The 12,921-nt window shown below is 62.0% G+C and carries 11 protein-coding genes; 1 reads left to right on the top strand and 10 read right to left on the bottom strand.

Annotation, left to right across the window (positions count from 1 at the left end; all coding sequences use genetic code 11):
- Position 1: 1 nt before the first annotated feature.
- The 8 genes from WIF35_RS13275 to WIF35_RS13240 all read right to left on the bottom strand — a co-directional run bounded on the left by WIF35_RS13275 (position 2) and on the right by WIF35_RS13240 (position 6,786).
- Positions 2–763, bottom strand: coding sequence for a GNAT family N-acetyltransferase (locus tag WIF35_RS13275; RefSeq protein WP_412478696.1), 762 nt, complete (start codon positions 761–763; stop codon positions 2–4).
- A gap of 84 nt (positions 764–847) precedes the next feature.
- A complete protein-coding gene (locus WIF35_RS13270) occupies positions 848–1,780 on the bottom strand; it encodes a carbohydrate kinase family protein (protein WP_412478695.1) in 933 nt (310 codons plus the stop codon).
- Between the two features lie 6 nt (positions 1,781–1,786).
- Positions 1,787–2,914 carry a DUF3426 domain-containing protein gene (locus WIF35_RS13265; protein ID WP_412478694.1) on the bottom strand — a complete coding sequence of 376 codons (1,128 nt, stop codon included), beginning with the start codon at positions 2,912–2,914 and terminating at the stop codon, positions 1,787–1,789.
- Complete coding sequence (gene prmA, locus WIF35_RS13260) at positions 2,890–3,780, bottom strand: 50S ribosomal protein L11 methyltransferase (RefSeq protein ID WP_412478693.1); 891 nt, start codon at positions 3,778–3,780, stop codon at positions 2,890–2,892. The genes WIF35_RS13265 and prmA overlap by 25 nt, the downstream gene beginning before the upstream one ends.
- Positions 3,781–3,782: 2 nt before the next feature.
- Complete coding sequence (gene accC, locus WIF35_RS13255; RefSeq protein ID WP_412478692.1) at positions 3,783–5,144, bottom strand: acetyl-CoA carboxylase biotin carboxylase subunit; 1,362 nt, start codon at positions 5,142–5,144, stop codon at positions 3,783–3,785.
- A gap of 10 nt (positions 5,145–5,154) precedes the next feature.
- Entirely contained in the window at positions 5,155–5,613 is a 459-nt protein-coding gene (gene accB / locus WIF35_RS13250) for an acetyl-CoA carboxylase biotin carboxyl carrier protein (RefSeq protein WP_412478691.1), read from the bottom strand.
- Between the two features lie 62 nt (positions 5,614–5,675).
- Complete coding sequence (gene aroQ / locus WIF35_RS13245; protein WP_412478690.1) at positions 5,676–6,155, bottom strand: type II 3-dehydroquinate dehydratase; 480 nt, start codon at positions 6,153–6,155, stop codon at positions 5,676–5,678.
- A gap of 40 nt (positions 6,156–6,195) precedes the next feature.
- Positions 6,196–6,786 (bottom strand): hypothetical protein, encoded by a 591-nt coding sequence (locus tag WIF35_RS13240; protein ID WP_412478689.1) that lies wholly within the window; start codon positions 6,784–6,786, stop codon positions 6,196–6,198.
- Positions 6,787–6,836: 50 nt separating this feature from the next.
- On the opposite strand from WIF35_RS13240, the gene mpl reads away from it, so the two are divergent.
- Positions 6,837–8,183, top strand: coding sequence for a UDP-N-acetylmuramate:L-alanyl-gamma-D-glutamyl-meso-diaminopimelate ligase (mpl, locus tag WIF35_RS13235; RefSeq protein ID WP_412478688.1), 1,347 nt, complete (start codon positions 6,837–6,839; stop codon positions 8,181–8,183).
- A gap of 119 nt (positions 8,184–8,302) precedes the next feature.
- Here the strand turns inward: mpl and WIF35_RS13230 are convergent, their stop codons facing one another.
- Together WIF35_RS13230 and WIF35_RS13225 are read right to left on the bottom strand one after the other, a co-directional pair.
- Complete coding sequence (locus WIF35_RS13230; protein ID WP_412478687.1) at positions 8,303–10,579, bottom strand: NADP-dependent malic enzyme; 2,277 nt, start codon at positions 10,577–10,579, stop codon at positions 8,303–8,305.
- Positions 10,580–10,832: 253 nt separating this feature from the next.
- The gene (locus WIF35_RS13225) at positions 10,833–12,920 is read right to left on the bottom strand and encodes a TonB-dependent receptor (protein WP_412478686.1); all 2,088 of its coding nucleotides are present in this window, start codon (positions 12,918–12,920) and stop codon (positions 10,833–10,835) included.
- Position 12,921: the final 1 nt, after the last annotated feature.

Here is a 12,921-nt window from a genome sequence, read left to right as displayed (position 1 = left end):
CTCAGTCTGCTTGCCCCAGATAATGCTTGGCGTAGCGGCCGCTGACCTTGGCCATCGGCATCAGGATGGGCAGGTCGGCGGTGTTGAAATCGGGATCCCAGGCCGGTTCACCGCAGATCCATGCCCCGGCGCGCAGGTAACCCTTGATCAGCGGCGGCACTTCGGCCGGACGATCCTGCTGCAAGGCCGCCAGCGGCAGCGGGCAGCGCGGAAAGACGCGATACTCCTGCGGCCCCAGATGGTCGGCAGCGAGTCGATTATACAGACTGGCCGCGGCGTGGCCGCCGTCGGCCATGCTGATCGAGGCACAGCCCATCAGGTAGTCGTAACCACGTTCAGTCATGAATTGGGCCAAGCCCGACCACAGCAGCGAGATGGTCGCACCGGTGCGGTAATCCGGATGCACGCACGAGCGGCCGATTTCGACCAGACGTGTGCGGAGGTGCTGCAGGCGGGTCAGATCGAATTCGTTTTCGGAGTAATAGCCGATCTGGCGAGCATTTTCCGGCGACAGGATACGGTAGGTGCCGACGATTTCGCCGCTGTTGGCATCGCGCACCACCAGATGTTCGCAGAACGGGTCGTAGATGTCGTGATCGACGCCCGGCGTACGACTGGGCAGGTTCGCCCCCATCTCGCCGGCAAAAACGCGGTAACGCAGGCGCTGCGCTTCGAGGATGTCGGCCTGGGTCTTGGCGAAGCCGACTGTCAGGCGCTTTTTCTCCGGCCGCCCTTGTGCGACCGCCTTGTTCAGGATTTCCATATCGTTCTCCATGTGTTCATGGGGAACGAGTCTGGGGCAGGCGTGTTACATACGCTTTGCCCCAGGATTACAAGGAGATTTCAATTACCAGGGCAGCGAGCCGAATGCCTTGCGGTAGCGCTCACCGATTTCCTCGCGGCTCGGCTGGTGGTTCTGGCCGCCGCGATGGGCAATCTTGATCGAACCCATGACCGCTGCCAGGCGGCCGGTAGTCGGCCAATCGTAGCCATTGGCAATGCCGTAGAGCAGGCCGGAACGGTATGCGTCGCCACAGCCGGTCGGATCGACGATGGCATCTGCTTCGACGCAGGGAATGCTGTGCTTCTGGCCGTCGGCATAGATTTCCGACCCCTCGCCGCCGCGCGTAACGATCAGCGCCTTGACCAGACCCGCCAGTTGTTCCAGCGAGCGCCCGGTGCGGTCGCACAGCAGCTTGGCTTCGTAATCGTTGAAGCAGGCGTAGTCGGCCAGCTCCATGAAGTCGAGCAGTTCGTCGCCGTTGAACATCGGCATACCCTGGCCCGGATCGAAGATGAAGGGCACGCCCGCCGCGGCGAAATCGCGCGCGTGCTGCTGCATGCCTTCGCGGCCATCCGGCGCGACGATGCCGAGCTTGGCGCCGGCCTGTTCGACCTTGTTCAGGTGCGAGAAGCTCATTGCCCCCGGATGGAAGGCGGTGATCTGGTTGTCGTCGAGATCGGTGGTGATGAAGGCCTGCGCGGTGAAGCTGCCCGGCACCTGGCGCACATGCTTGCGCGACAGCCCGAGCTTGTCGAGGCGATCCAGATACGGCACGGCATCGTCGCCGACGGTGGCCATGATGGCCGGCTCACCGCCGAGCAGCATCAGGTTGTAGGCGATGTTCCCGGCACAGCCGCCGAATTCGCGGCGCATTTCCGGCACCAGGAAGGCAACGTTCAGGATGTGGATCTGTTCCGGCAGGATGTGGTTCTTGAAGCGGTCCGGAAAGACCATGATGTTGTCGAAGGCCAGGGAGCCGCAGATGAGTGTCGTCATGTCGAATCAGGGATAGAAAATGTAAAGTCGGTAGCCGACGGCGCCGAGGTCCTTGGCGTCGATCCACAAGCGGACCGCGACCTCGCCGTTGGCCGGGAAGAAATCCTGTGCCGTACCCGGCGGCAGGTAGTGGGCGGCATACATGACGCGACGGGCGACGACATTGTCGTTGGTATCGGTGAGCGTCAGTTCCAGCGTGGGCCAGGCCTGGGCATAACGCGCCCGGTTGCGCAGTGTGGCCTGCAGCACGAACAGGTTGCGCCCATCGTCGTACTGCAGGTCGGAACTCTCGATGACGACGAGGTCGGCCTCGCGCGGCAAGGGAATCTCGATATCCGCCATCTCGTACAGCGCGGCCATCGCCGGCATACGCAAAACCACCTGAGTGCGGTAGTGATAGAGCAGTTGTACGACCAGGCCCAGCACGAGCAGCAGGGCGAACAGGACATACAACCAGGTCGGACGCTTGGCGGACTCTTCCACAAAGCCGCCCGTACCATCCGATGCCAAGGCACCGGCTGCCCAGCGGTTGTAGGCCGCAGGATCGTTCAGTTCGCGTACAGACACCAGGCCAGCTTCGCGGGCGGCCTGGGTACTCACTTCGGGTGTTTCCTCGACGGCCTCCTCGAAGGGCTCGGCCGGCGGCAGCGTGATTTCTTCGACTTCCTGCGGCGGTATGGCCAACAAGGTCTCGTCGAAATTTGCCGTTTTTTCCTCGTGCACCGCAGCAGTCGGTGCCTCTGGCATTTCTACCGCCTCGATTTCAGCCTCAACAGGCGCTTCAGTTATCGACGGCATGGGAACGACCGTATCCAGTGCGTCCTCGAGGGCCTGAGCGACAATCGTCGCATCAGCATCGAGCGAAGGATGAGCGGGCGCAGGCTCGATCACCGGCGTTGGCGCTATTTGGACGTGCGGCTCCGATGCCTGCTGGACAAACTGAGCATCCTGGACGGTTTCTGGCGAGTCGGCGCCAGCATCGCTCATTAAGTGATCGAAGGCATTGAACACCTGCTGGCACTGGCCACAACGGACCTTGCCGGCCTTTAAACGCAACTGCCCGGAAGTGACACGGAAAATCGTGCCACAAGCCGGGCAACGCGTACGCATCAGGGCTTGACTCCGCTCAGACATACCCAGTCCTCGCGCACGTCGGCCACCTGCAGCGGCAGCCATTGACGATAGATAGCGATGATTTCGTCGGCCTGCTCGCGCAGGATGCCAGAGAGGGCCAAACGGCCACCCGAGCGAACATGGGCGCAGATCGCCGGCGCCAGCACGCGCAACGGGTTCGACAGAATGTTGGCAACCACCAGATCGTATTCGCCGGCTACCGGTTCGGCCGAATCGGCAAATTGGGCGACCACGCCGTTACGTTCGGCATTGGCCTGCGCCGCGACGACCGCTTGCGGGTCGATATCCACACCAGCCACCCGTGCCGCGCCCAGCTTGGCACCGGCAATAGCCAGAATGCCCGAACCGCAGCCGTAATCGAGCAGGCTGACGCCCGGTGTCACCGTCTTTTCCAGCCATTCCAGGCAGAGACGGGTCGTCGGATGCGAGCCGGTACCGAACGCCATGCCGGGATCGAGAATCAGGTTGATCGCCGCCGGATCGGGGGTTTCATGCCAGGACGGCACGATCCACAAGCGACCGGACACGCGGATCGGGTCGAATTGCGACTGGGTCAGCTGCACCCAGTTCTGCTCTTCGAGCGGCTCGACGGTGAACTCCGGCGCGGCATCGAGGCCGATTTGGCTGGCAACTTCGGCCAACATGGCGGCAACGTCGGCATCCGGCTCGAACATGGCGACGATGCGCGAATGCTCCCAGGCCGGTTTGGTTTCCAGGCCGGGTTCGCCGAATTGCGGCTGCTCGTCCGGCGTACCGGCATCGGCATCCTCGATGCTGGCCGACAGTGCACCAGCTTCGAGCAGGGCATCGCAGAATTCCTCAGCGTGCCCGGCATCGGACAGGAAACAGACGTTCTGCCAAGTCATGCTTACTGCTTGACCTCGTTCTTCGCCGCCAGCTTGTGCTCCAGATAGTGAATGCTGGTGCCGCCCTCGACGAAGCGTGCATCCTGCATCAACTCCTGGTGCAGCGGGATGTTGGTCTTGATGCCCTGCACGGTCATTTCGGACAAGGCGATGCGCATGCGGCGAATGGCCTGCTCGCGGGTATCGCCGTAGGCGATGACCTTGGCGACCATCGAGTCGTAATGCGGCGGCACGGTGTAACCCTGGTAGATGTGCGAATCGACACGGATACCGGGGCCGCCGGGCGGGTGATAGAACTCGATCTTGCCGGGAGATGGCACGAACGTGAAGGGATCTTCGGCGTTGATGCGGCATTCGATGGAATGACCGCGGAACACGATGTCCTTCTGGCGATAGCGCAGCTTCTCGCCGAAAGCGACGCGAATCTGCTCCTGCACGATATCGACACCAGTAATCAACTCGGTTACCGGATGCTCGACCTGCACGCGGGTATTCATCTCGATGAAGTAGAACTCGCCGTTCTCGTACAGGAACTCGAAAGTACCCGCACCGCGGTAGCCGATCTTGCGGCAGGCATCGGCACAACGCTCGCCGATACGGCTGATCAGGCGGGCCGGAATGTGCGGTGCCGGCGCTTCCTCGATCACCTTCTGGTGACGACGCTGCATCGAGCAGTCGCGCTCGCCGAGGTAAATGGCGTTACCGTGCTGGTCGGCCAGCACCTGGATTTCCACGTGACGCGGGTTTTCCAGGAATTTTTCCATGTACACCGTGGGATTGCCGAAAGCGGTCTGCGCTTCCTGGCGGGTCATCTGCACGGCGTTCACCAGCGCAGCCTCGGTATGCACGACGCGCATGCCGCGACCACCGCCGCCGCCCGCTGCCTTGATGATCACCGGATAGCCGATGGCACGGGCAATCTTGACGATTTCCTTGGGGTCGTCTTCCGGCAGAGCACCATCTGAGCCTGGCACGCAGGGTACGCCGGCGGCCTTCATCGCATCCTTGGCCGACACCTTGTCGCCCATCAGGCGGATGGTATCGGCGCGCGGTCCGATGAAGACGAAGCCGGACGACTCGACGCGCTCGGCGAAGTCCGCGTTTTCGGACAGGAAGCCGTAGCCCGGGTGAATGGCCTGGGCATCGGTCACTTCGGCAGCCGAAATGATGGCCGGCACGTTCAGGTAGCTCAGTGCCGAAGATGCCGGGCCGATACAGACCGACTCGTCAGCCAGCTTGACGTATTTGGCATCGCGGTCGGCCTCGGAGTGCACGACCACGGTCTTGATGCCCAGTTCGCGGCAGGCACGCTGCACGCGCAGGGCGATTTCGCCGCGATTGGCGATGAGAACTTTTTCAAACATGACGGGAAACTCAGCCGATCACGAACAGCGGCTCGCCGAACTCGACCGGTTCGCCATTTTCCAGCAGGATCGCCTTGACCACGCCATCGGCGTCGGATTCGATTTCGTTCAGGAGCTTCATGGCTTCGATGATGCACAGCGTATCGCCCTTCTTGACGGTGCTGCCGATCTGCACGAATGCCTCGGCACCCGGCGACGGAGCGCGATAGAAGGTACCGACCATCGGTGCCTTGACCACGTGACCGGCCGGCAGGTCGTCTTCGTCGTCCAGATCGACCGACGAAGCTGCGGCCGGAGCGCCGCCCGCCATCGGCATGGCAGCCGGCATGGCGTACTGCTGCATCGGGGCCATCACGCCGCCGACATGCTTGGCGATGCGCACCTTCTCTTCGCCTTCGGTCACTTCCAGTTCCGAGATACCGGATTCCTGAACGAGATCGATCAGTTTCTTGAGTTTACGCAGGTCCATGGATACTCCTTCCAAATCTAATGGGCGCCCCGCAGGGCACCGGGAAGCCGACCGTAGTCGGACTAGTCGATATTAAGCTGGTTAAGCAGGTACTCCAGGGCAAGCAGATAGCCCTGATGACCCAGGCCGCAGATGACGCCGATGGCCAGGTCGGAGAAATAAGAGTGATGCCGGAAAGCCTCACGGGCATGCACGTTCGACAAATGCACTTCGACGAAGGGAATCGCCACCCCGGCCAGCGCATCGCGCAAGGCCACGCTGGTATGCGTGTAGGCCGCCGGATTGATGATGATGGCACGCACACCCTGTTCGCGAGCGGCATGAATGCGCTCGATCAGGGCACCCTCGTGGTTGCTCTGGAAGGTTTCCAGGTCGACACCGGCGCTCTCGGCCATGCGGGCCAGCGCCATGTTGATGTCGGACAGGGTCACGCTGCCATAGTGTTCCGGCTCGCGGGTGCCAAGCAGGTTCAGATTCGGCCCGTGAATCACCAGGAAACGGGCTTTATCGACCGGCTTGGAAGCTGTTTTTCGCTTCGTCATAGCTGCAAGTTTGCCGCAATTCGCAGCAACTTGTCCAGCCTTACTCCGAAAGTAAGGCCTGTAGCGCCTCGGCGCGAACGCGTTCGCGCGGACGTCCGTCGCGGTATTTCAGCGCCACACGCTCGAGATGCGGCGGCATGATCACCAGATTGGCGTCCGCCGTGTCGGTTTCCATGACCAAAACCGCCTCGACCCGCTCATTTCTCGGCTCTACATGTTCCACGTCGATCCCGCGATTTAGCAGGAAGATCTCGACCTCTTTGGCGCTGTCGGCAAATAGCAGGATATCGATGGTCGAATGCTCGCCGGCCGTGCCATCCAGCACCGAACCGGTCAAATAGGGATTGAACGGCGCCAGCAGTTCCATGACCTCGAGTGCCGTCTGGCGCAGGGCTGCCAGCATTTCCTCGTGATCCTCGCCCTGATACAGGCTGCGATAGGCGCGTAACTCAGCCTCGACCTCGGCGTTATCGGGAAAAGCGGTGTGCTCCGGCAGGCCCAATTGGCGCGCGGCCTTCTTTTTGGCCAGGTGGTAGTCAGTGATTCCGTCCTCTGCCATCAGCCGGGCGGCGGCGCTGGCGATGCTGGCCCGCACGCTGGCGCTCGGGCGTAACCTGTCTGGGCGGGGCATGGCGTCTCGATCAGGGTAAAATCGCCCCCATTCTAACGGTTCTCTGTGACATGCACATTCATATTCTCGGTATCTGCGGCACCTTCATGGGCGGCATCGCCCAACTCGCCGTCGCCGCAGGCCACAAGGTGACCGGCTGCGACGCCAACGTCTATCCGCCGATGAGTGACCAACTGCGCGGCGCCGGCATCGAGTTGATCGAGGGCTTCGGCGTCGATCAACTACAGCTGAATCCCGACATCTACGTCATCGGCAACGCCATTTCGCGCGGCAATCCGCTGCTCGAAGAGATTCTCGACCGTGGCCTGCCCTATGTCTCCGGTCCGCAATGGCTGGCCGAGCATGTGCTGCAGGGCCGCTGGGTGCTTGGCGTGGCCGGCACGCACGGCAAGACGACGACCAGTTCGATGCTGGCCTGGATACTCGAAGACGCCAATATGGCGCCGGGCTTCCTGATTGGCGGTGTGCCGCTGAATTTTGGCGTCTCGGCACGTCTCGGCGACACCCCGTTCTTCGTCATCGAAGCCGACGAATACGACACCGCCTTCTGCGACAAGCGTTCCAAGTTCGTCCATTACCATCCGCGCACCGTCGTTTTGAACAATCTCGAATTCGATCACGCCGACATCTTCGCCGACCTCACCGCCATCGAAACGCAATTCCATCACCTCGTACGCACCCTGCCGCGTAATGGCCTGGTCGTCTCCAATGCTGCCGAAGCCAGCCTGGAGCGTGTGCTGCTACGTGGCTGCTGGACGCCGGTCGAGCGCTTCAACGATGCAACGGGTTATCGCACGACGGGCGACGACGCCAGCGGCGAACTGATTCTCTTGGGGCCGCAAGGTGAAATTGGCCGCACCGCCTGGGCGCTGACCGGCGACCACAACCGCGCCAACGCTTGCGCCGCCCTGCTCGCTGCCCGCCATGTCGGCGTGCCTTTCGACAAGGGCCTGGAAGCCCTTTCCCGCTTCGTCAACGTCAAGCGGCGCATGGAAGTTCGCGGCGAAGTCCGTGGGGTCACGGTGTACGACGATTTCGCCCACCACCCTACCGCCATTGCCACCACGGTGGCGGGGCTGCGCCGCAAGATCGGCAAGGCCCGCATCCTCGCCGTGCTGGAGCCGCGCTCCAATACCATGAAGCTCGGCACCATGAAAAGCCAGCTACCGGATAGCCTGCGCGAGACCGACCTCGCCTTCTGCTACGCCGCCAATCTGGGCTGGGATGCCCGGGAAGCCCTGGCGCCGATGGGCGACAAGGCCACCGTGGAGGACGATCTTGACCGCCTGGTGCAACGCATCGTCGCCGAAGCCAAATCCGGCGACCACATCCTGGTGATGAGCAACGGCGGCTTCGGCGGCATCCACGGCAAGTTGCTGGCAGCCTTGGCGCAGTAGTTCATACGCCGCAGCCGACTGCTACGGTGCACTGCCCGAAATGGCCAAAAACCATGGCGTAAAAAAACCGGCTAGCCGCAAGGCCAAGCCGGTTTTTGTTTGGGCTGACGCCCGGGCGATCAACGCTCCATCGATTCGACCACAGCCAGCGCGGTCATGTTGACCAGGCGACGCACGGTGGCGGTCGAGGTCAGCACGTGCACCGGACGATCGACGCCGAGCAGGATGGGGCCGATGGTGACGCCTTCGCCGCCGGTCATCTTCAGCAGGTTGTAGCTGATGTTGGCGGCGTCGATGTTCGGCATGACCAGCAGGTTGGCTTCGCCATTGAGCGGCGTATCCGGGTTGGCTTCGCGGCGCAGCTCTTCGCTCAGCGCGGAGTCGCCATGCATTTCGCCGTCCACTTCCAGCTCGCCGGCCGACATGGCACCGATCAGGCCGGCAGCCACGCCCATCTTGCGGGCCGATTCCGAGCTGCTCGAACCAAAGTTGGAGTGCGACAGCAGCGCCACCTTCGGCTGCAAACCGAAGCGCTTGACCTGCTCGGCCGCCATCAGGGTCATCTCGGCGATTTCCTGGGCATTCGGGTTTTCGTTCACATGCGTGTCGCAGATGAACAGCGAACGACCCGGCAGCATCAGATAGTTCATGGCGGCCAGCGTATTGACGCCGTGGCGCTTGCCGATGATGTTCTGGATGACGCCCAGGTGGTGGCTGTACTGGCCGGTCGTACCGCAGATCATGCCGTCTGCGTAGCCCAGTTTGAGCAGCATGGCGGCGATCACCGTCGGCTTGCGACGCATGCTTTCCTTGGCGATGGCCGGGGTCACGCCACGGCGGACCATCAGCTTGTGATAGGCCTGCCAGCATTCACGGTAGCGCTCGTCCTGCTCGGGGTTGACGATGTCGAAATCGACGCCCGGCTTGATGCGCAGCTTGGCCTTTTCCAGGCGGTGTTCGATGATATCCGGACGGCCGATCAGGATCGGACGGGCGAATTTTTCTTCGATCACGACCTGAACGGCACGCAACACGCGCTCTTCTTCACCTTCCGCGAAGATGATGCGCTTGCCCTTGGCCTGGCGTGCTGCCTGGAAGATGGCGCGCATACCGACGCCGGTGTGATAGACAAACTCGGACAGCTTGGCGCGGTAGGCCGCCCAGTCGGTGATCGGACGGGTGGCGACACCGGAATCCATGGCGGCTTGCGCCACGGCCGGCGCGATCTTGACGATCAGGCGCGGGTCGAAAGGCTTCGGAATCAGGTATTCCGGGCCAAAGGAGAGATTGGCACCGGGGTAAGCCATGGCCACTTCGTCGGTGACTTCGGCTTCGGCCAACTCGGCGATGGCACGTACGGAGGCCATCTTCATTTCTTCGGTGATGCGGGTGGCGCCGACGTCGAGCGCACCGCGGAAGATGAACGGGAAGCACAGAACGTTGTTGACCTGGTTCACATAGTCAGAACGGCCGGTCGCGATGATCGCCTCCGGACAGACTTCTTTGACCAGTTCCGGCATGATTTCCGGGGTCGGGTTGGCCAGCGCGAAGATCATCGGCTGGGCAGCCATAGTCTTGACCATCTCCTGCTTGACCACACCGGCGGTCGACAGACCGAGGAAGACATCGGCACCGACCATGGCATCGGCCAGGGTGCGCTTGTCGGTTTCCTGGGCGTAGCGGGCCTTGGTTTCATCCATGCCGCCGGGGCGACCGATGTAGATAACGCCCTTGGAGTCGCAAACGGTGATGTTTTCGCGCTTGACGCCGAGATCGCACCACAGGTTCAGACAGGAAATGGCGGCAGCGCCGGCGCCCGAGCAGACGACCTTGATTTCGTCGATCTTCTTGTTAACGACCTTCAGGCCGTTCAGCATGGCGGCAGCGGAAATGATCGCGGTGCCGTGCTGGTCATCGTGGAAGACCGGGATGTTCATGCGCTCTTTGAGCTTCTGCTCGATGTAGAAGCACTCCGGCGCCTTGATGTCTTCGAGGTTGATACCGCCGAGCGTCGGCTCGAGCGCGGCAACCATGTCGATCAGCTTATCGGGGTCGTTCTCGGCCAGTTCGATGTCGAAGACGTCAATTCCGGCGAATTTCTTGAACAGGCAGCCTTTGCCTTCCATGACCGGCTTGGCGGCCAGCGGGCCGATATTGCCCAGACCGAGTACTGCGGTACCGTTGGTGACGACGCCGACCAGGTTGGCGCGCGAGGTGTAGAGCGCAGCCGTTGCTTCGTCCTCGACGATCGCATCACAAGCCGCGGCGACGCCCGGCGAATAGGCCAGCGCCAGATCGCGCTGGTTGGTCAGGCCCTTGGTCGGGCGAACAGCAATCTTGCCCGGCGTGGGCCAGCGATGGTATTCGAGCGCGGCTTCGCGCAAATCCTTTTCCACGGAATCTCCTCGGTTCTCGCTATTGGGGAAAACCCCGTAGATTACTCTAAGTCCACAGGGCCTGGAAGCGTAATTATGAATTATAGAAGCATCTACGTACAATCCGCAGCCCCCAAGGCGCGGTGCACGGCGTCGAACTGACGCCCAGTGTTTGCGCCCCGAGGAGAGGACCGGTTTTTGCCGATTTCAGGCAGTGCACCTCGGCAGTGTCCGATTGCCCCCTGGAATCGGACACTGGCGCGTTCAACCTCATTCAGTAACGATAAGTCAGCGTCAGCCGCAAACTGCGGGGTTCGGTCGGGTGCAGATGACGATCGGCGACGTTCGCCCCCTCTCCCGGCAGACGGGATTCGTACCAATACTCGATGTCGTTCATCTTGCTGTCGAACAAGTTGTAGACGTCGAGCGCCAGCGACAACTTCGGCGTATGGCGATAGCCGATACGCAGATTGGTCAGCGACGACGCCTTGGAACGCACCGAATTGTCCTCGACCAGCGGACGCGGCCCGAAATAGCGCCAGCGCACTGCGCCAAACCATGGCCCGATGTGATCGACCGTCATCCCGACATTGGCCGTCGTTGTCACCGCCCCCGGAATATGGTCGCCTTCTGGCGCCGAATCGCGGAATCGCACCTGCGACCAATTCAGATCGACGTCGAAGGCCAGCCAGTCTGTCGGTGTATAGAGGTTGCTCCACTCGACACCGTAGCGGCGGGATGGCCGCGAAGCTTCGGTCGTTCCGGCATCGCCGACGAACAACAGTTCGGAAGCGGTCTCCAATTGCCACAACGCTGCGGTGGACTGCCATTTTTTGGCGATTTCCGTGCGCAACCCGATCTCCATGCCACGCGTGCGCACCAACGGCTTGACCCGCGCCAGCGGATCGCCGCTCGCCGGATCGACGCTGATCGTCGCCCCGCGTGCATCGTTGGAGTGGAAGCCGTGACCGTAATTGAAATACAACTCGGTGCTGCGCCACGGCCCGAAAATGAGCGACAGCTTCGGCGTCACCATGTGGTCGCTGGCCTGACCGGAATTGGCCGACAGGCTGCTATCGACCGCAAAGTCGTAGGCATCGGCCCGCAAGCCCTGGATGGAACGGAACCAGTCGGTCCAGCGCAGTTCGTTCTGGCCCCAGAGACCGACGCTGCGCTGCGTCACGCGATCCTCGCGCACCGTCGCCAGCGTTTCCCTGTCCTTGGTCGAATACAGACCGACCGGTCGCAGGCGGTCTACACGGGTTTGCAGACCAAAGGCATTGACCACATCGAGGCCGCCCCATTTACTATAAATTTCGTGCGAGGCATTGAAGCCCCCGGCCACACGACGCTCGGCCTGCTTGAACTGATCGCCATCGGGGCAGCCATGGGTGCAGTAAGTGAAGTTCGACCACAGATCAAGGCCGGATTCGAGCAACCAGACGTTGGCCCGGCTCTGCGCTCCATCCCAGCGCTTGGCCCACTCACCGGACAGGCTGTAGCGATACGTCTTGCCGCCGGTGCTCGCATCGAGGTTGCCATAACGGTCAGCCAGGCCGCTGTCGATCGCCCGCTGCGCCAGCTGATCGGTCGAGGTCCATTTACCCTGATAGGCCATACCGGTCAGCGACCAGCCGTTGTTGCGCTCACCGCGGCTGTAGCGCAGCAAGCCGTTCAGTTTCTTGTAGTGCTCATCGATTTGCCAGGGCCCGTCGTTATGAAATAGTTCCAGGCCATAGAGCAGATGCCCGTCTCCCACCGCCGGCGAACCGGCGAGCAAAGTGCGGGCGTACCCGTTCTGACCCAAGGTCATTTGCGCCAGGTTGCTGTCCATCGTCCGAAAATAATCGAAATGCGCCGCCCCGGCCGAGGAAAAATCGCCTTCCTCGGGAAAGTACGGTCCTTTGCGATAGGCGATGCGTTCGACCAGTTCCGGAATCAGGAAATTCAGATCGGTGTAGCCCTGACCATGCGCATGCGTCGGCATGTTGACCGGCACGCCGCCGACGTAGGTGGCGAAATCGGTACCGTGATCGAGGTTGAAGCCGCGCAGGAAATACTGGTTGGCCTTGCCGTCGCCGGCATGCTGCGTAACGATCAGGCCCGGCACCATTTCCAGCGCTTCGCCCGGACGCAACATCGGCACAGCGGCCAGACGCTGGCTGGAAACGATGCCTTCGCTGCCCGAGGCGGCAATACCTTCCATATTCTCGGCCCGCGCCCGCACTTCAACGGCCGACAGTTCGGTAGATTCATGCGCCTGCACAGCACCAAAGGCGAGCAGCAGATATGAACAAAGTAGTTTTCGTCTTACCACGATGCTCAAAAAAAGCCGGTTGCCCGGCTCCTCGCCTTTCGCCATG

Origin of the sequence: Azonexus sp. IMCC34839, assembly GCF_047047955.1 — a bacterium.
Classification (GTDB): Bacteria; Pseudomonadota; Gammaproteobacteria; order Burkholderiales; family Rhodocyclaceae; genus Azonexus.
Note: the sequence above shows the minus strand (reverse complement) of the source record. Positions and strands in the feature narration are given on the sequence as shown.

Coding starts and splice junctions, on each gene's coding strand:
- aroQ (WP_412478690.1), bottom strand. CDS start 6,155: ATGACGAAGCGAAAAACAGCTTCCAAGCCGGTCGATAAAGCCCGTTTC.
- WIF35_RS13275 (WP_412478696.1), bottom strand. CDS start 763: ATGGAAATCCTGAACAAGGCGGTCGCACAAGGGCGGCCGGAGAAAAAG.
- accB (WP_412478691.1), bottom strand. CDS start 5,613: ATGGACCTGCGTAAACTCAAGAAACTGATCGATCTCGTTCAGGAATCC.
- WIF35_RS13270 (WP_412478695.1), bottom strand. CDS start 1,780: ATGACGACACTCATCTGCGGCTCCCTGGCCTTCGACAACATCATGGTC.
- WIF35_RS13225 (WP_412478686.1), bottom strand. CDS start 12,920: ATGGCGAAAGGCGAGGAGCCGGGCAACCGGCTTTTTTTGAGCATCGTG.
- WIF35_RS13265 (WP_412478694.1), bottom strand. CDS start 2,914: ATGTCTGAGCGGAGTCAAGCCCTGATGCGTACGCGTTGCCCGGCTTGT.
- mpl (WP_412478688.1), top strand. CDS start 6,837: ATGCACATTCATATTCTCGGTATCTGCGGCACCTTCATGGGCGGCATC.
- accC (WP_412478692.1), bottom strand. CDS start 5,144: ATGTTTGAAAAAGTTCTCATCGCCAATCGCGGCGAAATCGCCCTGCGC.
- prmA (WP_412478693.1), bottom strand. CDS start 3,780: ATGACTTGGCAGAACGTCTGTTTCCTGTCCGATGCCGGGCACGCTGAG.
- WIF35_RS13240 (WP_412478689.1), bottom strand. CDS start 6,786: ATGCCCCGCCCAGACAGGTTACGCCCGAGCGCCAGCGTGCGGGCCAGC.